This window comes from Klebsiella sp. C239, assembly GCF_048822715.1.
Taxonomy (GTDB): Bacteria; Pseudomonadota; Gammaproteobacteria; order Enterobacterales; family Enterobacteriaceae; genus Klebsiella; species Klebsiella quasipneumoniae.
Genome location: NZ_JBMEZK010000001.1, coordinates 883,818 through 905,388, shown reverse-complemented (window position 1 = coordinate 905,388; position 21,571 = coordinate 883,818). Strand labels below are relative to the sequence as shown.

Genomic DNA, 21,571 nt, shown 5'->3' with positions numbered 1-21,571 from the left:
CTTAGGCTCGTGCGAGGAAATTGAGCACCAGCTGATTAAAACTGTCGGCATGTTCCCACTGCGCCCAGTGGCCGCAGTCGCGGTAAATATGCAGCTCAGAGTCGGCGATCCCGGCGAGCAGGCGCAGCCCGGCGTCCATCGGCACGAAGCGGTCGTTACGTCCCCAGACGATCAGAGTTGGCGCAGCGATCTCGCCGAGCCGCGGGCCAAAGTCAGGGAATTGTTTCGGGTTGGCTTCGAGGCTCTTGACGAAGTTGTCCAGATGGTCGCGGCGCGACAGCATATTGTTCAGCCGCGCCTCGAACAGCGCGTCGGTGAGGTCACGGGTGTCGAAGACGAAAATGCTCATCATCTTCTTCAGGTTTTCAATGGTCGGCTCGCGGTACAGGGCGTTCAGCAGTTTGATGCCTTCCGTCGGCATCGGCGTGAACAGGCTCATGCCGCCGGTTCCCCCGCCCATCAGCACCAGCTTCGCCACCCGCTCCGGCCAGCTCAGGGTGAAGGCCACCGCGCTGTGACCGCCCATCGAGTTGCCCAGCAGATGGACTTTATCGATCCCCAGCTGATCGACCACGCTTTTCAAAATGCGGGCGTTGAGATCCGAACGCGAACCGCTGTTGACGATCGAATCGCTCTTCCCCCACCCCGGACAGTCCAGGAGCAGCACGCGATAGCCCGCCTCGACCAGCGGGTCAATGTTGCGGCTGAAATTGGCCCAGCCGGTGGCCCCCGGCCCGGAGCCGTGCAGCATCACCACGGTCTCTTTCCCGTCGCCGCAGTCATTGATATGGATGCGCAGCGTGCGGCCTCCCTCGTCGACGTTGAGGAATCGGCTGGTGGCGTCTTCGGTTTGCGGTTGATAGCTCATGTTAGTCTCCCGGTTAATCAAATCTCGGTGGTGGCGCTCAGCGAGCCGAATCCGGCGATCCACTCGGGGATCGGCCGGTAATAGCGGCCTTCGCTGCGCCAGCGGCCAAAAGCGGATAGCGCGGCAAAGGCGGCCACCCAGGTCTTAATTTCGTGCGTCGATTTGCCGGCCATCGCCGACAGCTCGTCGTTGCCGATCGCGTCCAGTTCGCTCAGCCGCCCCTGCTCCAGCAGGCTCATAAAGCGGTTGTCCCAGACCGGGTTGAGGGGATGGAGCGAGCGCTGGTCTTCGGTAAACCGTCGGGCGGCGCTGATCACCCGCTGCTGGCGCAGCTCGCGTTCGTCCGGCGGCAGCTGTTTGCCGCTGCCGAGCAGGCGGTCGCGCAGATGGGCGTCCGCCTTCGCCAGCTCCGGCACCGGCGGCTGGTGCGAAAGCCCGCCAGAGCCGAGGATCAGCACCCGCTTATTGAGGGTGTTGAGGAAGCGGCCCATCGCCTCGCCCAGCAGCCGGGTGCGTTGAAAGCCCGGCAGCGGCGCGGCGACGCCGTTAATAAACACCGGCAGCACCGGCAGGCGATCCAGCCCACCCAGCAAAAACTCCAGCGGCTGGGCGAAGCCATGGTCCACCTGCATGTTGTACGACACCGCCAGGTCGATACCGCTGTTGATCACGGCGTGGGCGCAGGCTTCCGCCAGCTCGGTGGGCACCGGCAGGTCGCCGGCGGCGCTGGCGAAGTCGCCGATGGCGGTGGCGCCGACGCCCAGGCAGAACGGCGGCATCACGTCATAGAAAAAACCGTTGTAGTGATCGGGGGCGAAGAGCACCACCAGCTCGGGATCGAATTCAGCGATCCGCCGCCGGGCGTCGGCAATCACCCCGTTCACCTCATCGAGGACCGCCTGCTCCGGGTCAACGAATCCCACCAGCGGGGTGTGCGACAGACAGTGTAAATAGGCATGCATATCAGGCCACCTTCTCTTCAGCGTGGCCGGTATCCCCGGCCGCAAGGGTCATTTTTTCCGCCAGGGCGGTCAGCTGCGCGCCGAGGGTTTGCGGGATAGCGAGAGCGGCGACAAAGCGGTCCGGCCTGACCACGGCGATGGCGGTGTTATGTTGCGCAAACCAGCTCTTCAGACGGTTTTGCTTATCCCCCACCCGCAGCGTGCCCGGGGCGTTATCCTGCTCGCGATGGATCTGCACCTCCGGCACGACCTGGATAAAGCGCACCCCTGTCGCGCGCCAGCGGGCGATCTGCCCGGCGTCGAGCCCCCACTGCGGGTTGCAGCCCCAGCCGATAATGGCGAAATTCGCCCCGATAACCTCATCGAGCAGGAGACTCTCGCCGTTCTCCAGCGTCACCTGCGGTTGAATAAACATTTTGCCCACCGGCGAGGCTTTGCCTGCGCCGTCGGTCAGCAGCGCCCCCTCGCGATACTGCGGCATCGGCTTAAAGCGCATTTCGAGGAAGTAACGTTTCACCGGCGGCAGGTAGTTCAGCAGCCAGGAGAGGCCATCGCGCGCCGCGCCCTGCCAGCGCTTCGGCGGCGCCAGCACGTGACCGGCGGTGACCGACAGATCAATCATCGCCTTCGCGTGGTCGCGACGCTCCTGCTGGTAGCTGTCAAGCAGCGCCTCTCCCGCTTTGCCGTTGACCACCAGCGCCAGCTTCCACGCCAGGTTGAAGGCGTCACGCATGCCGCTGTTGTATCCCTGGCCCTGCCAGACCGGCATGATATGCGCGGCGTCGCCGGCCAGCAGCACCCGGTCAATGCGAAAGCGCTCGGCAAGGCGCGCGTTATGGGTGTAGACCCGCTGGCGGATCAGCTCGACGCGATCCGGGTCCGGCAGCACTTTGCTCAGCAGACGGCGCATATTGTGCGGCTCGCTGAGCTGGGCTTCGGTTTCCCCGGGCATCACCATAAATTCAAAGCGGCGCACGCCGTGGGGCAGCGCGGCGGAAACGTAGGGCCGCACCGGGTCGCAGCACAGGTAGACGTGCGGGGTGGCCAGCGGATCGTTGGCGATATCGATGACGATCCACTGGTTCGGCGCGGTCTTGCCTTCGAAAGGGACGTTCAGCGTGCGGCGAATAAAGCTGGCGCCGCCGTCGCAGGCCACCAGCCAGTCAGCGCGCACCGTCTCCCGCTCGCCGTCCGGTCCTTTGATATTTAACGTGACACCGTCACTGCTCTGGCTAAAGGCTTCCACCTCGCGGGAGAAGAGGCAACGGACCTGCGGGAAACGCTGCAGGCCGTGATACATCACCGCATCCACCTGCGGCTGAATAAAGGCATTGCGCCGCGACCAGCCAAACTCATCGGTCATCGGCTGGATGTCGGCAAAGCAGCGGCCCTTCGGGGTCAGAAAGCGCATGGCGTGCCACGGGGTGGTGTGCGGCAGCACGTCATCCACCAGCCCCACCGCCTGCATCGCCCGCAGCGATTCATCGTCAATACCGATGGCCCGCGGGTAATCGATCAGTTTGTCGAGCTTTTCCACCAGCAGCACGCTGATGCCCATCTGGCCAAGGTAGTTGGCCATCATCAGGCCTACCGGACCGGCGCCGGCGATGGCGACCTGGGCGGTATGTTGCACGGCGGGTTGAATATCGGGTGTAGATGTTGTCATTCTCAGCGACCTCACGACTCGGAAACTGCCCGGCTGACAGGCAATTTGTTAATCATGTGTAAACGTATTTTTATAATGGGCTGAGTATAGGGCGGGTGTTTTCGGCTACAATCAAAACATCGCTGAATGTGCACCAGGTGCACATCGCTGTTTATAAAGCATTTTAAGGAAGGATTTATGCGTGATGATGGGGCCACTGAGTACAAAACGGTGCGCGGATTAAGCCGGGGTTTATTGTTATTAAAATTGTTAAATAAATTCGACGGCGGCGCGACGCCCGGCCTGCTGGCGGAGTTTAGCGGCCTGCATCGCACCACCGTGCGCCGGCTGCTGGAGACGCTGCAGGAGGAAGGTTTTGTCCGCCGCAGCCGCTCCGATGACAGCTTTCGTCTGACCATTAACGTCCGCCAGCTGAGCGACGGATTTCGTGACGAACATTGGATTTCTGCCCTCGCCACGCCGCTGCTCGGGGAGCTGCTGCGCGAGGTCCAGTGGCCGACGGATATCACCACCCTCGACGTCGACGCCATGGTGGTGCGCGAAACCACCCACCGCTTCAGTCGGCTGTCGTTTCACAGGGCGATGGTCGGACGGCGGCTGCCGCTGCTGCTCACCGCCTCCGGTCTGACGTGGCTGGCCTTTGCCCCCGACGCGGAGCGCGACGCCATTCTCAGCATGCTCGCCGCCCGTCCGGAAGCGGAGTATCAGCTGGCTCGCGAACCGGAACGGCTGGCGGCGATCCTCGCCCGCACCCGCCAGAACGGCTATGGCGAAAATTTCCGCGGCTGGCGGCAGGAGGAGAAAATCGCCTCTATCGCCGTGCCGGTCTGCAGCCAGCAGCGGGTCATCGGCTGCCTCAACCTGGTCTATATCGCCAGCGCCATGACCATTGAGCAGGCGGCGCTGAAGCATCTCTCCGCGCTGCAGAGGGTGGCGGGTCAGATAGAAGCCCGCATGGAGGATGAAGAAGTGTGGTACGAAATGCCCTGAACGTCCGCTGGCGTGTGAGAAACCGCCTGCAGATAACGTGATGATAAACCCGGCCACACTGCGCGGTGCGGCCGGAGGGGCGTCGCGTCAGTAGCGAATTTCCGCCAGCGCCCGCAGCTGTTCTGGGGTGGCTACCGGCAGGTCGAAAAAGCGCAGATAGGCAGGGATCATTTCAAACAGCATGTCGGTCCCGCGCTGGATGTGGCACTGTCGCGCCTGGGCGGCTCTCAGCAGCGGAGTATACTCCTGGGTCATCACCACCTCCCCCACCCAGGTGCCTGGCGCCAGACGGTCAACGTCCAGCGGTAGCGGATCGCTGACCTTCATCCCCAGCGGCGTGGCGTTGACCACCAGCTCGTGTCCGGCAGGATCGTGCTGCATCAGAGTGATATCGAGCTGTGGATAGTGCTGATGCAGCCGTCCAGCGAGAGCGTGCGCCACCTCGGGACGGGTATCGTACAGGGTCAGGGCGCTGACCCCTGCCGCCGCAAGGGAGGCGGCGATAGCCGACCCCACCCCGCCACTGCCGACCACCAGCGCCCGCGTCCCCTCAGGCTGAAATCCCTTACGGCGCAGGCCCAGCACAAAGCCGTCGCCATCGAACATGTCCCCGGAGAGGCTGCCGTCCGCCTCGCGACGGATGGCGTTGCAGGCGCCGGCGATAGCCGCCGTCGGGCTCAGGCGTTGCACCAGATCGCAGGTGGCGATTTTATGCGGCATCGTCACCAGCGCGCCGATGATATTGGTCATCGTAAACAGCGGCGGAATAAACGCGGCATAGTCCTCCGGCCTGACGCCCATTGGCACCACCTTCACGTCCACCTGCTGGTCGACAAACCACGGGTTGTAGATCATCGGCGCCTTAAAACTGGCGGTCGGATAGCCAAGATGCGCTATCAGCCGCGTATTCCCACTAATCACCATGCCTTGCTCCTTTGCTTACTGCGATAACTCGATACGTTTGACGTCGCCGAGGATAAACAGATAGGCCGCCACGCCCAGCAGCGCGGCGCCGCCGATGTAGATCAACGCGTAGAAGAAATTGCCGAACCCGGCGACGATAAAGCCGATCACCAGCGGGGTGAGGATCCCCGCGAGGTTGGCGCAAAAGTTGAACAGGCCGCCGGTGAGCCCGCCCAGCCCCTTCGGGGCGATGTCGGAGATCAGCGTCCAGCCGAGGCCCACCATCCCCTGGCCAAAAAAGGCAAACGACATCACCAGGATCACCGACAGGTCGCTCTGCAGCCAGTTGGCGGAGATGATGCAGCTGGCCATCAGCAGGCCGGCGACGATCGGCAGCTTACGCCCCAGGTTGGCCGACCCGGTGGCTTTAAGCAGCTTGTCGGAGATCCAGCCGCCAAACATCACCCCGCCGGCGGCGGCGACAAACGGCAGGATGGAAAAGAAACCGACCTTCAGCCACGGCATATGGCGTTCGGTGGCCAGCCAGGTGGGAAACCAGGTAAGAAAGAATACCAGCACCGTGTTGCCGGCAAACTGGCCGATACTGGCGCCGATGATCTGACGTTTGCTCAGCAGCTGGCGGACCAGCGGCCAGCTGAACGCCACCTGCTGGTCGGCTGGGGCGCTCAGGCCGCCGCCGTTTTCGATATGCTCGCGCTCCTGCTGGCTGAGACGAGGGTCTTCATGCGGTTCGCGGTAGCAGCGCCACCACACCAGGGCGAACAGAATGCCGACCACGCCGACGCTGACGAACAGCACCCGCCAGCCGAAGCCGTCCATGATCCAGAACAGCAGCGGGGCAAAGCAGGCCAGCCCGAGGTATTCCCCCACGGTGTACACCGCCGTGGCCTTCGCGCGCTCCTGCTGCGGGAACCAGGCGCTGACCACCCGGCTGTTCACCGGAAAGCACGGCGCTTCGCTGACGCCAAGCCCGAAACGGCACAGCAGCAGCGTCTTCAGCCCCACCGCCATGCCGTGGAACAGGGTAAACAGCGACCACAGGGTCAGCGACAGAAAATAGGTCACTTTGTTGCCAAAACGGTCGAGAAACAGCCCGCCGGGGATCTGCGCCAGAGCGTAGGTCCAGGCGAAAGCGGAGAAGAGGATCCCCATGAGCGCAGGGTCGATCCCCAGCTCACCGGTCAGCTTTGGGGCGGCGATCCCCAGCACGGTGCGATCGAGGTAGTTGATCATGGTGCCGATGGCCAGCAGCGCAAGAATGCCGATGCGCCGCCGGGAGCGGCGCGCGGTGACGGCTGGCTGGGCGGCGGCCGTCGGGTTAGGGCTATATGAGCTCATAGTCGGTTCCTGTCTCGGGTACAGAGGGTGTTGTTATTGTGTTTCAGGCATAATGAACCATTTGATTCAGGCTAACAATACTGCATCGCCGCCAGACGGACGGCCGCATTCGCCGCGCCATAGAGCGCGTAGCCTGCCCGTCGTTCGGTTAATTCAAAGAAGAAGCGCCCGGCGATGAAGGGCCGGGTATACAGATGCAGGAACGCTCCGCCCTGCGGATCGCGGTCGTAGAGGAGCTGCCGCCGCTGGAGCTGCCCGACGTCCAACTCGCCGCCAAAGCGCGCCAGCAGATCGTCATAGTAATTGGCCGGGATCGGCAGCGCATGATCGGCAACCGCGGCGAGCTGGTCGCAGGTGGCCGGCAGATCGCGGCAGGCAAAGGCGGCATGCTGCAGCCCCGCCCCCTGGTAGCAGGCGACCGAGCGGGCGATCTGCGTCGCCCGGCTCTGGGAGATATTCAGCGCCAGGCGGATCTCCCCCTGCGGGCTGCGCACCACCAGACTACGCACCAGCCCATAGGGATCCGGCAGCGTCTGCTCATGTTCGAGCGTAAAACCAAACACCGTGCGGAAGAACATCACCCAGTTGTCGCGGCTGTCGGCTTCCATCCCCAGCGCCAGATGGTCGATGCCGAGGTAATCTTCGCGCACCGTCACGCCATCGCGCAGGAGAAAGTCGCGCTCGTAGATCGCCTCCCCGGCATCGATGAGATAGACCAGGCTGCCGTCAGGGGCGCAGATCGCCGGGATCGGCGTTTCGTTCGGCCCGGCGTCGCCCTGCCAGGTGGCATACCCCAGCGCGCGGGCGCGAGCGACAATCGGCGCGCTGCTGTCGACCCGCAGCGCCATCGCGCAGAGCGATACCCCGTGGCGTTGATAAAAGTGATCGGCCCAGCTGTGCGGCTGATGGTTAATCACGATCCGCGCCCCGCCGTTGCGCCACAGCGTGACCTGTTTGGAGCGGTGGCTTCCCTCGTGCTGAAAACCCAGCGCCTGCAGGTGCTGCCCCAGGCGCTGCGCCTCGGCGACGCTGGCGGCGAATTCGATAAACTCCAGCCCGTGACAGACCGGCGGTGGCGGCGGTGAAAACAGATCGGCATCGCACGCCGGGAGCCGGCGACGAGTCTGCTCCTCCAGCCACAGCAACGAACGATAGCCATCTTTGGCCGTCGCGCCGTTCGGCGAGGCGCGAAAACCGTCATTAAAGATCTCCAGCGACCAGGGGCCGCGATAGCCGCAGCGGGTGATCTGCTCGGCAAACGCCTCCAGCGGCAGCTCCCCCTGCCCGGGGAAGCAGCGGAAATGGCGACTCCACTCCAGAAGATCCATTTTCATATACGGCGCATCGGCGAGCTGAACGAAGGTGATTTTCTCCACCGGCACCGATGGCAGCGCGTCGAGGGTGTCGCCCCGGGCCAGGATATGGAAGCTGTCGAGCACCAGGCCCAGCGCCGGGCTGTCCACCCGCTGCACCCGCTCCCAGGCCTGCTGCCAGCGGTTCACATGGGTTCCCCAGGCCAGCGCCTCATAGCCGATAGCGATCCCCTCCTCTTCCGCCAGCGTGGCCAGCGCCCGCAGGTCCGCCACCTGCAGTTCGCTATCCGCCAAGCAGTCCGGCTGCACATTGCTGCACAGCAGCAGCGTGTCGCAGCCCAGCTCGCGCATCAGCGCAAATTTGCGTCTGGCGCGGGCCATATTGGCCGCAAACTGCGCCCGGCTGGCGCCTTCAAAATCGCGAAAGGGTTGAAAAAGCGTGATTTTTAACCCTAAATCGGCGGCCAGCTGGCGGATTTCCGCCGGCGTCCCCGTATAATAGAGCAGATCGTTCTCGAAAATTTCCACACCCTGATACCCCGCCGCCGCAATAGCGTGCAGCTTCTCTGGCAGGGTGCCGGAAATCGAAACGGTGGCGATAGAGCGCAGCATAAGGTCCTCGGGTCAACAGCTGACGTGAGCCTTGAATATGTATCATTTGGTTCATTTGCGCCATACCAGGTTGCTAAATTGTGATCATTATGTGTATTTTTTGTCACCCAAGAAAAAGGAGTTGCCATGACCGCCGTTGCTCATGATGAAGCACAATCTCTGAAGGAGCGGATCTTCAGCGCCGCTATCGCCGTCTTTGCCGAACACGGGCTGTCAGGCGCCCGCATGGAGCAGATCGCCACCGAGGCGCAGACCACCAAGCGCATGGTGGTCTACTACTTCAAAAGCAAAGAGCAGCTCTATCAGGAGGTGCTGCAGCATGTGTATGCGCGGATCCGCGAAACCGAGCAGCAGCTGGGGCTGGAGAATGTGCCGCCGGTAGAGGCGCTGGTGCGGCTGGTGCGCTGGAGCGTGCGCTATCACGCCACCCACGCGGACTATATGCGGGTGATTTGCATGGAGAACATGCAGCGCGGCAAGTGGCTGAAGACCTCGGGAGAGCTGAAGCCGCTGAATCGTACCGCCCTGTCGATTCTGGAAGACATTTTGCAGCGCGGCCAGCAGCAGGGGGTCTTTCAGGCGGGGCTGGAAGCGCGCGATGTGCACCGGTTAATCAGCAGCTTTAGCTTTTATCAGGTGTCGAATTTCTACACCTTCAGCAGTCTGTACCTTGACGATCCTCTGCCCGCCATTGACGATGAAGCGATGGTGGCCCACCACTGCGACATTGCCGTCCGGGCGGTGGTCCGCTTCGTGATTTCCTGACCCGCCGGCGAAAGGCGTCAGTGTCCGGAGAGGGCGTGAATGACCTTCGCCATTGCCTCCTCGGTGAGCGGTGAACGCTGGATTTTGCTGTTCGCCAGCGAGGTGCGCAGCACGCCGGCGATGACAATGTGTTTCGGCTCCTGGCCAAGGTCACGCATCTCCAGCACCACTTTGCCCACCACGCGGCACATTTCCTGGTACAGCTCGTCGTCTTTCGCTTTATTTCCCATTGAGTCTGGCTCGCATTTTCTCATTATCAATCAAATCATTATTGATAGATTTTTCCGGCAACGCAAATCATCCTCCCGTTACCGGGTCAATGGCGCATTTTACCGCCTCATGACGGGAGAAAATTCCCTTTCCGCCGCCCCTTTTCATCCCGCCTGATGAAAAAATGTGTTGCATAGTTTTATGCATAACGTGCCGGTTTTGTTACGCGTTTTGTCCATAATTTGAAACGAGGTTTTTATTTTCCTTTTTGATTTCGCCAGCGTATAATGCGCTTCGATTCTTTCTTGAATGGTTTCAGCGCATTGGACTGCATGATAAAACGCATAACACCTTGCCACATTTCATGGGCTGAACCGCCAGCACACATTCTTCTGCACGCTTCGGGGTTGTCACCTATCCTTAGGGCGTGGCTTAGCAACTTTCGTAATACAGGTTTGGCTCCCCGGCAGTGCGCCCGCGGAGCGAGAATTCCATATCCTTCACAACTTAAAGACTAAAACTGTCATGAAAAAGACCAAAATTGTTTGCACCATCGGTCCGAAAACCGAATCTGAAGAGATGCTGACCAAAATGCTGGAAGCCGGCATGAACGTGATGCGTCTGAACTTCTCCCACGGTGACTATGCGGAACACGGTCAGCGCATCCAGAACCTGCGCAATGTGATGAGCAAAACCGGTAAGAAAGCCGCTATTCTGCTGGACACCAAAGGACCGGAAATTCGTACCATCAAGCTGGAAGGCGGCAACGACGTCTCCCTGAAAGCGGGCCAGACTTTCACTTTCACCACCGATAAATCGGTCATCGGCAACAGCGAAATCGTTGCGGTAACCTATGAAGGCTTCACCTCCGACCTGAGCGTCGGCAACACCGTTCTGGTGGACGATGGCCTGATCGGCATGGAAGTGACCGCTATCGAAGGCAACAAAGTTATCTGTAAAGTGCTGAACAACGGCGACCTTGGCGAGAACAAAGGCGTGAACCTGCCGGGCGTCTCTATCGCCCTGCCGGCGCTGGCGGAAAAAGACAAACAGGACCTGATCTTCGGTTGCGAACAGGGCGTGGACTTCGTCGCGGCCTCCTTCATCCGTAAGCGTTCCGACGTCGTCGAGATCCGTGAGCACCTGAAAGCCCACGGCGGCGAAAACATCCAGATCATCTCCAAAATCGAAAACCAGGAAGGCCTGAACAACTTCGACGAAATCCTCGAAGCCTCTGACGGCATCATGGTTGCTCGTGGCGACATGGGCGTTGAGATCCCGGTTGAAGAAGTTATCTTCGCGCAGAAAATGATCATCGAAAAATGTATCCGCGCGCGCAAAGTGGTTATCACCGCGACCCAGATGCTGGACTCCATGATCAAAAACCCGCGTCCGACCCGCGCTGAAGCCGGCGACGTGGCCAACGCCATCCTCGACGGCACCGATGCGGTAATGCTGTCCGGCGAATCGGCGAAAGGTAAATACCCGCTGGAAGCGGTCACCATCATGGCGACCATTTGCGAACGTACCGACCGCGTCATGACCAGCCGTCTGGATTTCAACAACGACAACCGTAAACTGCGCATCACCGAAGCGGTGTGCCGCGGCGCGGTAGAAACCGCTGAGAAACTGGAAGCGCCGCTGATCGTGGTCGCCACCCAGGGCGGTAAATCCGCACGCGCTGTGCGCAAATACTTCCCGGATGCCACCATCCTGGCGCTGACCACCAACGAAACCACTGCTCGCCAGCTGGTGCTGAGCAAGGGCGTTGTGCCGCAGCTGGTGGAAGAGATTGCCTCTACGGATGATTTCTATCACCTGGGTAAAGATCTGGCGCTGAAGAGCGGCCTCGCGCGCAAAGGCGACGTGGTGGTGATGGTCTCTGGCGCATTAGTCCCGAGCGGCACCACTAATACCGCTTCCGTGCACGTGCTGTAATAATTTACAGGTTAATTGGTTTTTTTTAATAAAGCGCCTCTCGGGGCGCTTTTTTTTATTCATCGACTAGCTCTTCCTATTAAAAATGCAAATCGGAATTTACTATTTAATAAGAGATTATCTAAGATGAATCCGATGGAAGCGCGCTGTTTTCACTCGCCTTTTTCAGCGATTTTGACCAATTCGATGCTTCTTTGAGCGAACGATCAAAAATAAGTGCGTTCAGGTAAAAAAAATATTCTCATCCCAAAAAAGTTTGTGTAATACTTGTAACGCTACATGGAGATTAACTCAATCTAGAGGGTATTAATAATGAATCGTACTAAACTGGTACTGGGCGCGGTAATCCTGGGTTCTACTCTGCTGGCTGGTTGCTCCAGCAATGCTAAAATCGATCAGCTGTCTTCTGACGTTCAGACTCTGAACGCTAAAGTTGACCAGCTGAGCAACGACGTGAACGCAATGCGTTCCGACGTTCAGGCTGCTAAAGACGACGCAGCTCGCGCTAACCAGCGTCTGGACAACCAGGCTCACTCTTACCGTAAGTAAGAGTTCTGGTAATAAAAATGGCGCACTCTGTGCGCCATTTTTTTTGCCCTCGCGCTGAGGGCTACTGGGTGAGCAGGCCGTTGTCAGACGAACTGTTCTGCGCCGACAGCGACGTCGCCGCGCTACCCGCCCCCGTCGATACCACCACCGGATAGCCCGCCCTTCTCGACATCGCTTTTTTCAGCTGCAGGTCATCCACCGCTTTATCCTCAGCGAAGGCGTGAAACGCCGCTGGCAGCGTGTAAGCGATGGTCCGGGTGTTTTCCCCTTCCGTCTGCGACAGCGGCCTGTGGACCTCTACGTAACGTTTACCATCCGGCTCGACGGCAAACTTCACCGGCTGATTGATGATCCGCACCGGCGTCCCGGTTTTCACCTGACTGAACAGCGCCTTGATGTCATCGGCGTTCATCCGCATACAGCCCGAGCTGACGCGCAGCCCAACGCTGTCCGGCGCGTTAGTCCCGTGGATGAGATATTCGCCGTTACCGTAGGCCAGACGCAGCGCATAGCGGCCCAGCGGGTTATTCGGCCCGGCCGGCACCACCGCCGGGAGCGTCACCCCTTTCTCCAGCGAGCGCGCGCGGATGCCGGCGGTGGGTGTCCAGGTCGGGTTAGGGATCTTCTGCCCGACGCGGGTGGTCATCTCCGGCGTTTCCAACCCTAACTGGCCGATGCCCAGGGGATAAACCTGGACCTGATTCTCTCCCGGCGGGAAGTAGTACAGCCGCAGCTCCGCGAGGTTGACGACAATCCCCTCCCGCGGCACGTCGGGCAGCAGCATCTGAGAAGGGATCAGCACCTGGGTCCCGGGCTTCGGCTGCACCGGCGCGATGGTATCGTTGGCTTCAAGGATCAGCATCGCCGCGGTATCGAAATGGCGGGCAATCGCCTGCAGGTTGCGATCGCTCTCCTGAACCGTCCAGTACTGGTTCTGGCCAATCAGCCGGCTGTTGGCCGGAGGCAGCGGGTAATCGACGGCCCAGGCGGCCGGGGTGGCGCCAAGGGCGCCGAGAAGGGCTAAAGCGATCATCGTTTTGCGTTTCATACTGAGATTCCTTCTTTCGCTGATAAAACGCCAGGAGACTGAACGGCGGCAGGGTCAGCGCCCTGCCGGACGTAACAGAATGAAATCTACCTGTTTATTCTAGCTAATATTTGCGGCTTTCGCGCGTATCGCGCGGATCATGGCTTCGAGGCCCTGCGAGCGGGAGGGGGTAAGATGCTGGGTGAGGGCCATTTTTTCAAACCACGGGCGGACGTCGAACTCGGTGATGTCCTGGGCGGTCATCCGGTCATAAAGGATAAACACCACCGCAATCAGCCCTTTGACAATCGCCGCATCGCTGTCGCCGCGCAGGGTGACAACGCCGGAAGGATCCTGCGCCATCACGATCCACACCTGGCTTTGACAGCCCTGAATAATGTTCTGCGGGCTGTGCTCCTCGGCGCTCAGCGGCGGCAGCCGCTGGCCCAGCTCAATGATATAGAGATACTTCTCTTCCCAGTTGGCGCAACGGCTAAAATTGCGCAACAGTTTGTCTTTGTCCGGTAATGCCGCCATCGTCACGTCCTTTACCCTAATAGTTTGTGGATCCGCTGGAGGCCGGCCACCAGGCGGTCCACCTCTTCCGTGGTATTGTACATCGCCAGCGACGCCCGACACATGGCCGGTACCTGATAGCGGGCCATCAGCGGCATGGCGCAGTGATGCCCGGTCCGCACGGCGATCCCGTAGTTATCGAGGAAGCTGCCGACGTCATAGGCGTGATGCTGGCCGAGGTTAAAGGCAATCACCCCTTTGCGCTGCGCCGGACCGTAGAGGATCAGATCCGGCACCGCGCGCAGGGCCTCCAGCGCGTAGCGCATCAGCGTCTGCTCATATTCGGCGATCTGGGTCAGTCCGAGTTGGCTGACGTAGCTCAGCGCCGCGCCGAGGCCAATGATCCCCCCGGTATTCGGCGTGCCGGCCTCAAAGCGCCACGGCGCCAGGTTCCAGGTGGTGCCCTCCGTCAGGCTGACGGTGGCGATCATCGACCCGCCCCCTTCCCATGGCGCCATCGTCTGCAGCAGCTCGGCCCGGGCGTAGAGCACGCCGATCCCGGTCGGGCCGTACAGTTTATGGCCGGAGAAGACATAAAAATCGCAGCCCAGCGCCTGAACGTCCACCGGGTGGTGCATCACCGCCTGGGCGCCGTCCACCAGCACTTTCGCGCCATGCTGATGCGCAAGGGCAATCAGCGCCGACAGCGGGTTTTCCGTCCCCAGCACGTTGGAGACTTCGGTTATCGCCAGCAGGCGGGTACGCTGGTCAAACAGCCCGGGAACTACGTCCAGCTGCAGGGTGCCGTCCGGGTTGAGGGGGATCACCCGCAGCTCAGCCCCTACCCTGGCGCAGAGCATCTGCCACGGTACGATGTTGGCGTGGTGCTCCATCTCGCTGATGATGATGTTATCCCCGGCGCCGACGTTGGCATTTCCCCAGCTGTTGGCCACCAGGTTAATGCCCTCGGTGGTGCCGCGCACGAATACCAGCTCCTCCGCCGAGCCGGCGTTAAGGAAGATGGCCGCCTGCTGGCGCACCGCCTCCATCCGCGCGGTGGCTTCCGCGCTGAGGGTATGGATCCCACGATGCACCGCCGCGTAGCCGTGGCGATAGAATTCCGCTTCGGCGCCAATCACTGCCTCCGGTTTCTGGGCGCTGGCGGCGCTGTCAAGATAGACCAGCGGCTGGCCGTTGACCTCCCGGCTCAGTACCGGAAAATCAGCGCGAACCCGTTCTACTGAAAATGTCATGCTGTGCCTCCCGGCAAACGCTCTCCAATCCGCGCCAGCACCTGCTCTCTGAGCGCGTCGCTGCGGATAGCTTCGGTAAGCTCGGCGGCGAAGGCGTAGAGGATCATCTGCTGCGCCGCCTGCTGTTCAATCCCGCGCGAGCGCAGATAGAACAGCTGTTCTTCGTCAATACGCCCTACCGTCGCCCCGTGGCTGCATTTCACGTCATCGGCGTAAATCTCCAGCTGCGGTTTGGTGTCGACCTCCGCCAGCCGCCCGAGCAGCAGATTGTTGTTGGTCATCTGGCCGTCGGTTTTCAGCGCATGCGGCGCGACGTTGATCAGCCCGTTAAACACCGCCCGGCCCTTATCGCTGACAATGGTTTTGTGCAGCTGGCGGCTGGTACAGTACCCCACCTGGTGGTCCAGCCAGGTGCGGCTGTCGCAGACCTCATTTTTCACCGGCATCGCCAGCGAGTTAAGACGCAGGTCGCTGTTTTCGCCGCCCAGACGCGTGCTGGTGTGATGACGCAGCACCTGACCGCCGAGCAGGAAACTGCTGCTGAAAGCCGAGGCGTCGCGGCCCAGCAGCAGGTCGTTATGGGCGAAGTGGTAGCTGTGCGCGTTCTCGAACGCCAGCTTGATGTGCTGCAGGCGCGCGTTGTCCGCCACCGTCATGGTCAGCCGCCCGCCGGTGAAGTGCGGTTGCTCATCAAAGCTAAGATAGTGCTCGATAATCGTCGCCTCCGCCCCGCTCTCCAGCGCCAGGTGGTGACGATAGTGAGCGGTATTCAGCGCATCGCCGGCCAGGCCGCGGGTGATATGCATCAGCAGCAGCGGCTTATCCAGGCGGCGGTTGCGCGGCACGCGCAGGCGGGTCACCGTCTGCGCCAGGCTTTCGGTCAGATGGAGAAACACCTCCGGCTGGAGGGCATCCGGCAGATGCTGGCGCTGGTTATCGACGCTGACCTCCACGCCGCTGGCGGCGAGATCGTCGCTCAGCTCAGGATGATAGCGACCGTCGATAAACACCAGTCGCCAGGCGTCCAGCGGCAGCGCCAGCGCGTCACGCTGTTCGGCGCTGATCGACGCTCCCTCATCGGCGACGAAGCGGCCGTTAATCAGCGCGTCCAGCGGGGTGTATTTCCAGTCCTCCTGCTTGCGCGTCGGCAGACCCAGGCGCAACAGCTGCTGCAGATGCTGGCTGGCCTCCGGCGTACGCTGGTCGCCCTGCGCTTCAAACAGATGGTGCCACTGCTGCAGCGCATTACTGCTGTTCGGTAAGCCAGCCATAGCCCTGCTCCTCCAGCTGTTTGACGAGAGTGAAATCCCCCGACTTCACAATCCGCCCCTGATACAGCACATGGACATAGTCCGGCTTGATATAGTCAAGGATGCGCTGATAGTGAGTGACGATGATGAAGGCGCGTTTGCCGTCGCGCAGCGCGTTCACGCCCTGGGAGACGATTTTCAGGGCATCGATGTCGAGCCCGGAATCCGATTCATCGAGAATGCACAACTCCGGCTCAAGCACCGCCATCTGCAGAATGTCGTTACGCTTTTTCTCGCCGCCGGAGAAACCCACGTTCACCGAACGGGTCAGCAGATCTTCCGGCATCTGCAGCAACCTGATTTTCTCTTCCATTAAATCCTGAAAGTCGAAGCGATCCAGCGGCTCCTGGCCGCGATAGCTGCGCACGGCATTCAGCGCGGTCTGCAGGAAGAACTGGTTGCTGACGCCGGGGATCTCCACCGGATACTGGAAGGCCATAAAGATGCCTTCCCCGGCGCGATCTTCCGGGGCGAGCTCCAGCAGGTTTTTGCCCTTAAACTCGACGCTGCCGCCAGTGACCTCGTAATCTTCGCGCCCGGCCAGGGTGGCCGAAAGCGTACTTTTCCCCGAGCCGTTCGGCCCCATAATGGCGTGGACCTCCCCCGGACGCACCGCAAGGTTCAGCCCGCGCAGGATCGCTTTATCTTCGACGGCGACGTGTAAATCTTGAATACTTAACATCTTTTTTCCTTAATTATCAGCCGACGCTATGCTCAAGGCTAATGGCCAGCAATTTTTGCGCCTCTACGGCGAACTCCAGCGGCAGTTCGGAGAAGACGTCTTTACAGAAGCCGTTGACGATCATCGAGATGGCATCGTCTTCGCTGATCCCGCGCTGCAGGCAGTAGAACAGCTGGTCCTCACCGATCCGCGAGGTGGTCGCTTCGTGTTCCAGCTGAGCGCTGTTGTTGCGGCATTCGACATACGGGAAGGTATGCGCCCCGCAGTCCGGGCCAATCAGCATCGAATCGCACTGGGTGTAGTTGCGGGCGTTGGTGGCGGTCGGCATGATTTTGACCAGCCCGCGATAGCTGTTCTGGCTGTGTCCGGCGGAGATCCCTTTCGAGATGATGGTCGAGCGGGTGTTCTTGCCGATATGGATCATTTTGGTGCCGGTGTCCGCCTGCTGATGGCCGCTGGTCAGCGCCACCGAAAAGAATTCGCCGATCGAGTTATCGCCGCGCAGGATGCAGCTGGGGTATTTCCAGGTGATGGCCGAGCCGGTTTCCGACTGGGTCCATGACATTTTGCTGTTCTCCCCTTCGCACAGGGCGCGCTTGGTGACAAAGTTGAGGATCCCGCCGGTGTTGTTATCCCCCGGGAACCAGTTCTGCACCGTGGAGTATTTCACTTCCGCGTCTTTATGGATGATGACTTCCACCACCGCGGCGTGCAGCTGATAGCTGTCGCGCACCGGCGCCGAGCAGCCCTCAATGTAGCTGACGTAGCTGCCTTCATCGGCCACCAGAATGGTACGTTCGAACTGGCCGGTCTTTTCGGCGTTGATGCGGAAATAGGTCGACAGCTCCATCGGACAGCGGACGCCCTTCGGCACATAGATAAAGGTGCCATCCGAAGCCACCGCGGCGTTCAGCGCGGCAAAGAAGTTGTCATTGCCCGGCACCACGGTCCCCAGATACTTTTTCACCAGTTCCGGATGGTCGTGGATCGCCTCGCCGAAAGAGCAGAAGATGATCCCCTGCTCCGCCAGCTTTTCACGGTAGGTGGTCGCCACCGACACCGAGTCGAATATCGCGTCCACCGCCACCTCGCGCCCTTCGCGCACCGGCACGCCCAGCTGGTTAAAGGCTTCTTCCACCTCGCTGGTAAGGAAGGTGTTGGCCCCGGTCTGCTGCACCGCGCCGGGCTCGGAGGCGCAGGTCTCATCGCAGTTGCCGCAGGAGGGGGCGGAATAGTAGCTGTAATCCTGATAATTCAGCTTATCGTAATGCGCCTTCAGCCAGTGCGGCTCTTCCATCTCCAGCCACGCCCGGTAGGCATTGAGCCGGAACTCCAGCATCCACTGCGGCTCATTGCGGCGGGCGGAGATGGCGCGAACCACCTCTTCATTAATGCCTTTGGCCAGCTCATCGGTCTGCAGGCGAGTGAAAAAGCCCTCTTTATAATTGAGCGGGCCGCCGGTCCAGGTTTTGACATCGTCTGTTGCTTCAGTATTACGCGACATAGTTACTCCGCCTGCACCCCAAAACTTTCGCCGCAGCCGCACTCGTGCTGCGCTTTCGGGTTATGAAATTTAAAGATTTCATTTAAACCTTCCCGGACGTAATCCAGCTCCGTGCCGTCAATGAACGGCATCGCCTGCAGCGGCGCAAACAGCTTCGCCCCGTCAGATTCAAAGAGCAGATCGTCGGGCGCCGGCTCGGCAATCATTTCGAGCACATAGCCAAAACCGGCGCAGCCGCTGGTTTTGATACCCAGCCGTAGCCCCTTTTTGTCCGGCTGCTTGCGCATCAGATCGCGAATATGCGCGGCAGCGGCCGGCGTCATGGTCAGTCCCTGCCAGCTGAAATCGGCGGGATTAAAGGTTCCTGCTTGTACTTCCATCGATAGACCTCCAGGTTGGCGCCATCAAGGCATACCGCCATGTTAGTGATAATGATTATCACTTCAACCCTTCTCCAGCAGGGGTATTGCCTCATTTAGCGCTTTTTATAAGCATAGACCCTTGCCCGGGGATTATCAGGGTACGCAAGTCGAACCTAATCATATGATTTATAATATGTTATTCTGATATTGTTCTGTTACCGCACGCAATGGCAAAGATGTATCGAAAATACCGATTTATGAGATAGGAGATGAAAATAACCGCCTTTCAGTGACTTAGCGGATATTCAATGAGTTACACTATTACACAGACGGACGATCAAGGCCGTGAATGGACATTCTGGTGTCCCCAAATGTGTCCCCATCAACTCTGCTGCCCCCGTTATGCCCCGAAAAACAGCCTGATTGACGCCCACTTTTTTTCTACCGGGGATGTGATTCCGTCATAAACCACTGCTGTACTGTCCGACTCTATTCCAACATCTATACTTTCAGTCTGAAGACTGGAGGTAACCATGCGCGGACGCTTTGCTCAATCACAAACCCGTGAAGAATATCTTGCATACCTGGCGGATGAAGCCGAGCGCGACATTGCATACGACCTGAGCCGATTGGGCGTTACAACGTGGTGCCGGGGACTAAAGTTTTGCTCGTGAACGAACGCGATGAACAGCTGCACCTCGATCTGGTCCAATGGGGTTACGCGCCAGGATGGTAGGATAAAGAGCCCACTAACCCAGCCTGGAAAGAGAACGTAGAGATTGTTAGCGCCCTCAGGGATCAGGAAACAGATAAAGCGGCAGCATTACTTTCCCGAGATCTGAGCGACAGTCGTAAGCGTTTTCTGGAATCAATTAATTCAACCCGTCGCAGCCTCCGGGCCAGTGGGATCGTTATTACAAACTAGTCGGTTCAACATAATGAAATACGGGTGGGTGTGGCCAAAGGTCAAAAAAGGCGCTCAACGAGCGCCAAAAACCTACAGCAAACCTGTTCAAATGCTAAATACCCAGCTCGCTTTTAACCCATGCGCGCGCTTTTTTTACTGTCTCTAAAGGTGGTGCTTTTTCAGGATCCTGTTCGGCTTCTATGATAATCCAGCCTTCGTAGATTGAGTTTTTAAGAAAATGAATAACCGGAGCGTAATTAACTATCCCCTCGCCTGGCACAGTAAAAAGACCGGCTCTTACTGCATCATTGAAGCTCAGGTTATTGTTAATGACGTTATCGAGTACTTCACCACGTACATCTTTTAGATGGACATGTGCCACACGGTTGCCATACTTTTCAAGTACCCATTCGATATCTACGCCTGCCGCGGTTGCATGCCCACAGTCCAGGACGATGCCGACTAAGTCATGAGTCGCTTTCAGGAAGGCTTTCAGCTCATCGTCGGTTTCAACAACCATCATCAAATGGTGATGATAAGCCAGACGTAAACCATAGTTCTTCAATAAAGAGACGGCCAACTTATTCACTTTTTCTGCGTACTGAGGCAGATTAATATGTCCTAAGGCAGGAGATTTCGACAGGGGCTCATCGAGTGGCGTGAGTCCGGGCATTGCGCCGCACTCACCATATACCATGACTTTTGCACCCAGTGATTTCAATAACATGGCATGATCGTGTACCGCTGCTAACTCATCCTCAAAACTTCGTTCAGCCATCAGGCCATTATACCAACCAGAGGCAAGCTTCAGCTTAGCTTGATTCAGTAATGGCTCAAGTGTGTCGATGGATCGCGGAAACTTTCGGCCAAGTTCAATTCCTTTGTAGCCAGCCACCGCCGCTTCTGCCAGACAGGTTTCCAGTGGGATGTCGCCACCGAGATCTTCGAGTACATCGTTAGTCCAGGAGAGCGGGCTAACGCCAACATGAATACGTGTTGATACGTTCATCATTCTATCCTTTACAATAAATGCATCGCTTCCTTAGCTTAGAAACGATGCAAAATGAGCGCTTAAGGATGTTAACTCTTATAGCGTGAACGCTTCGCGGAAGGCTTCAAGTGCGACGACGGAATCACCCGATGCCCAACCTTCCATCGCGACCACGCCTTGATAGTTAATCTCTTTCAATGCGCGGGCTACAGCCTTATAGTTGATCTCACCGGTACCCGGCTCTTTACGGCCCGGAACATCGGCAACCTGAATTTCACCGATATGTTTCTCGCATTTGCGGATAAGCTCGACCAGGTTACCTTCACCGATCTGCGCGTGATAAATATCCAGATTCATTTTCAGGTATGGGCTGTTCACTGCGCTAACCAGGGCCATAGTATCCTCTGCTTTAGCGAAAGGTGTTCCCGGATGATCAACCGCGGTATTCAGGTTTTCCAAAGTGAATACCTTGCCTGTTTTCTCCCCCATAGCTGCAAGGGCATCCAGCGTCTTTTTCGCTTTCAGCCACATTTCACCCGTTACAATTTCAACTGGTTTCACCGGGAGACCAACATTGTTCAGTCCTGTGCCGTGCAAGTTGAGAGACGGGCAGCTAAGGCGGCGAGCGGCCTCGAGTGACTGACTGGCGCTGGAAAGCAGGTGATCAATTGCTTCATCATCGGTCAGGTTGCCAGAGATGTAGCCTGTCATTGAGGTAAAGCGGGCACCGGTTTTCACCAGCGCATCAATATCTTTTTGGGTCCAGTCCCAAATCTCCACGCCAAATCCCATAGCGTGAATGCGTTCAACGCGCTCAATGAATGGCAGATCAAGGAATACCATTTCAGCGCAGACCGACAGTGAGTAAGTAGACATATTTTAAT

22 protein-coding genes and 1 pseudogene are annotated in these 21,571 nt (G+C 59.1%); 6 read left to right on the top strand and 17 right to left on the bottom strand.

Annotated features, from left to right (window positions below):
• Position 1: 1 nt before the first annotated feature.
• Genes mhpC through ACOI6Z_RS04260 form a run of 3 tightly spaced genes read right to left on the bottom strand, consistent with a single transcriptional unit; the run spans position 2 to position 3,496 of the window.
• Positions 2-868 carry a 2-hydroxy-6-oxonona-2,4-dienedioate hydrolase gene (gene mhpC, locus ACOI6Z_RS04270; protein ID WP_217220007.1) on the bottom strand — a complete coding sequence of 289 codons (867 nt, stop codon included), beginning with the start codon at positions 866-868 and terminating at the stop codon, positions 2-4.
• A 17-nt stretch (positions 869-885) separates the two neighbouring features.
• On the bottom strand, positions 886-1,830 hold the full coding sequence (gene mhpB / locus ACOI6Z_RS04265) for a 2,3-dihydroxyphenylpropionate/2,3-dihydroxicinnamic acid 1,2-dioxygenase (RefSeq protein ID WP_023290064.1): 945 nt from the start codon (positions 1,828-1,830) through the stop codon (positions 886-888).
• A 1-nt stretch (position 1,831) separates the two neighbouring features.
• On the bottom strand, positions 1,832-3,496 hold the full coding sequence (locus ACOI6Z_RS04260; RefSeq protein WP_104467213.1) for a bifunctional 3-(3-hydroxy-phenyl)propionate/3-hydroxycinnamic acid hydroxylase: 1,665 nt from the start codon (positions 3,494-3,496) through the stop codon (positions 1,832-1,834).
• A 177-nt stretch (positions 3,497-3,673) separates the two neighbouring features.
• On the opposite strand from ACOI6Z_RS04260, the gene ACOI6Z_RS04255 reads away from it, so the two are divergent.
• The gene (locus ACOI6Z_RS04255) at positions 3,674-4,486 is read left to right on the top strand and encodes a DNA-binding transcriptional regulator (protein WP_048297725.1); all 813 of its coding nucleotides are present in this window, start codon (positions 3,674-3,676) and stop codon (positions 4,484-4,486) included.
• A gap of 87 nt (positions 4,487-4,573) precedes the next feature.
• Here the strand turns inward: ACOI6Z_RS04255 and ACOI6Z_RS04250 are convergent, their stop codons facing one another.
• The 3 genes from ACOI6Z_RS04250 to ACOI6Z_RS04240 form a co-directional block, all read right to left on the bottom strand.
• Positions 4,574-5,410, bottom strand: a complete 837-nt coding sequence (locus ACOI6Z_RS04250) for a shikimate dehydrogenase family protein (protein ID WP_032453232.1) — start codon at positions 5,408-5,410, stop codon at positions 4,574-4,576.
• A 15-nt stretch (positions 5,411-5,425) separates the two neighbouring features.
• Positions 5,426-6,748 (bottom strand): MFS transporter, encoded by a 1,323-nt coding sequence (locus tag ACOI6Z_RS04245; protein ID WP_232554056.1) that lies wholly within the window; start codon positions 6,746-6,748, stop codon positions 5,426-5,428.
• Positions 6,749-6,819: 71 nt separating this feature from the next.
• Positions 6,820-8,673, bottom strand: a complete 1,854-nt coding sequence (locus tag ACOI6Z_RS04240; protein ID WP_420686981.1) for a bifunctional sugar phosphate isomerase/epimerase/4-hydroxyphenylpyruvate dioxygenase family protein — start codon at positions 8,671-8,673, stop codon at positions 6,820-6,822.
• A 126-nt stretch (positions 8,674-8,799) separates the two neighbouring features.
• Here ACOI6Z_RS04240 and ACOI6Z_RS04235 point away from each other — a divergent pair, with 126 nt between their 5' ends.
• A complete protein-coding gene (locus ACOI6Z_RS04235) occupies positions 8,800-9,438 on the top strand; it encodes a TetR/AcrR family transcriptional regulator (RefSeq protein ID WP_023290070.1) in 639 nt (212 codons plus the stop codon).
• 17 nt (positions 9,439-9,455) lie between these two features.
• Here ACOI6Z_RS04235 and fumD read toward each other — a convergent pair whose 3' ends face one another.
• Together fumD and ACOI6Z_RS04225 are read right to left on the bottom strand one after the other, a co-directional pair.
• On the bottom strand, positions 9,456-9,668 hold the full coding sequence (gene fumD, locus ACOI6Z_RS04230) for a fumarate hydratase FumD (protein ID WP_004203074.1): 213 nt from the start codon (positions 9,666-9,668) through the stop codon (positions 9,456-9,458).
• A 236-nt stretch (positions 9,669-9,904) separates the two neighbouring features.
• A complete protein-coding gene (locus ACOI6Z_RS04225) occupies positions 9,905-10,036 on the bottom strand; it encodes a hypothetical protein (protein ID WP_032428887.1) in 132 nt (43 codons plus the stop codon).
• On the opposite strand from ACOI6Z_RS04225, the gene ACOI6Z_RS04220 reads away from it, so the two are divergent.
• From ACOI6Z_RS04220 to ACOI6Z_RS04210, 3 genes are all read left to right on the top strand, one after another.
• On the top strand, positions 9,981-10,166 hold the full coding sequence (locus ACOI6Z_RS04220; protein WP_418133804.1) for a hypothetical protein: 186 nt from the start codon (positions 9,981-9,983) through the stop codon (positions 10,164-10,166). The genes ACOI6Z_RS04225 and ACOI6Z_RS04220 overlap by 56 nt on opposite strands.
• Before the next feature lie 7 nt (positions 10,167-10,173).
• Positions 10,174-11,586 (top strand): pyruvate kinase PykF, encoded by a 1,413-nt coding sequence (pykF, locus tag ACOI6Z_RS04215; protein ID WP_023290071.1) that lies wholly within the window; start codon positions 10,174-10,176, stop codon positions 11,584-11,586.
• Between the two features lie 312 nt (positions 11,587-11,898).
• Positions 11,899-12,135, top strand: coding sequence for a major outer membrane lipoprotein (locus ACOI6Z_RS04210; RefSeq protein ID WP_002908860.1), 237 nt, complete (start codon positions 11,899-11,901; stop codon positions 12,133-12,135).
• Positions 12,136-12,196: 61 nt separating this feature from the next.
• Here the strand turns inward: ACOI6Z_RS04210 and ldtE are convergent, their stop codons facing one another.
• The 7 genes from ldtE to sufA all read right to left on the bottom strand — a co-directional run bounded on the left by ldtE (position 12,197) and on the right by sufA (position 18,807).
• Positions 12,197-13,183 carry a L,D-transpeptidase LdtE gene (ldtE, locus tag ACOI6Z_RS04205; RefSeq protein WP_023290072.1) on the bottom strand — a complete coding sequence of 329 codons (987 nt, stop codon included), beginning with the start codon at positions 13,181-13,183 and terminating at the stop codon, positions 12,197-12,199.
• A gap of 99 nt (positions 13,184-13,282) precedes the next feature.
• Entirely contained in the window at positions 13,283-13,699 is a 417-nt protein-coding gene (sufE, locus tag ACOI6Z_RS04200; protein ID WP_023290073.1) for a cysteine desulfuration protein SufE, read from the bottom strand.
• An 11-nt stretch (positions 13,700-13,710) separates the two neighbouring features.
• A complete protein-coding gene (gene sufS / locus ACOI6Z_RS04195; protein ID WP_023290074.1) occupies positions 13,711-14,931 on the bottom strand; it encodes a cysteine desulfurase SufS in 1,221 nt (406 codons plus the stop codon).
• Complete coding sequence (sufD, locus tag ACOI6Z_RS04190) at positions 14,928-16,202, bottom strand: Fe-S cluster assembly protein SufD (protein WP_065812938.1); 1,275 nt, start codon at positions 16,200-16,202, stop codon at positions 14,928-14,930. Before sufD ends, sufS begins: the two co-directional genes overlap by 4 nt.
• Positions 16,177-16,923, bottom strand: a complete 747-nt coding sequence (sufC, locus tag ACOI6Z_RS04185; protein ID WP_048335957.1) for a Fe-S cluster assembly ATPase SufC — start codon at positions 16,921-16,923, stop codon at positions 16,177-16,179. Before sufC ends, sufD begins: the two co-directional genes overlap by 26 nt.
• A gap of 16 nt (positions 16,924-16,939) precedes the next feature.
• The gene (gene sufB, locus ACOI6Z_RS04180; RefSeq protein WP_002908877.1) at positions 16,940-18,427 is read right to left on the bottom strand and encodes a Fe-S cluster assembly protein SufB; all 1,488 of its coding nucleotides are present in this window, start codon (positions 18,425-18,427) and stop codon (positions 16,940-16,942) included.
• 2 nt (positions 18,428-18,429) lie between these two features.
• Positions 18,430-18,807, bottom strand: coding sequence for a Fe-S cluster assembly scaffold SufA (gene sufA, locus ACOI6Z_RS04175; RefSeq protein WP_004143232.1), 378 nt, complete (start codon positions 18,805-18,807; stop codon positions 18,430-18,432).
• Between the two features lie 515 nt (positions 18,808-19,322).
• On the opposite strand from sufA, the pseudogene ACOI6Z_RS04170 reads away from it, so the two are divergent.
• A pseudogene (locus tag ACOI6Z_RS04170) lies at positions 19,323-19,522 on the top strand (SOS response-associated peptidase family protein); the annotation flags it as partial.
• A gap of 286 nt (positions 19,523-19,808) precedes the next feature.
• Here the strand turns inward: ACOI6Z_RS04170 and iolE are convergent.
• On the bottom strand, positions 19,809-20,705 hold the full coding sequence (iolE, locus tag ACOI6Z_RS04165; protein ID WP_044523822.1) for a myo-inosose-2 dehydratase: 897 nt from the start codon (positions 20,703-20,705) through the stop codon (positions 19,809-19,811).
• Between the two features lie 78 nt (positions 20,706-20,783).
• On the bottom strand, positions 20,784-21,563 hold the full coding sequence (locus ACOI6Z_RS04160) for a TIM barrel protein (RefSeq protein ID WP_420686978.1): 780 nt from the start codon (positions 21,561-21,563) through the stop codon (positions 20,784-20,786).
• Positions 21,564-21,571: the final 8 nt, after the last annotated feature.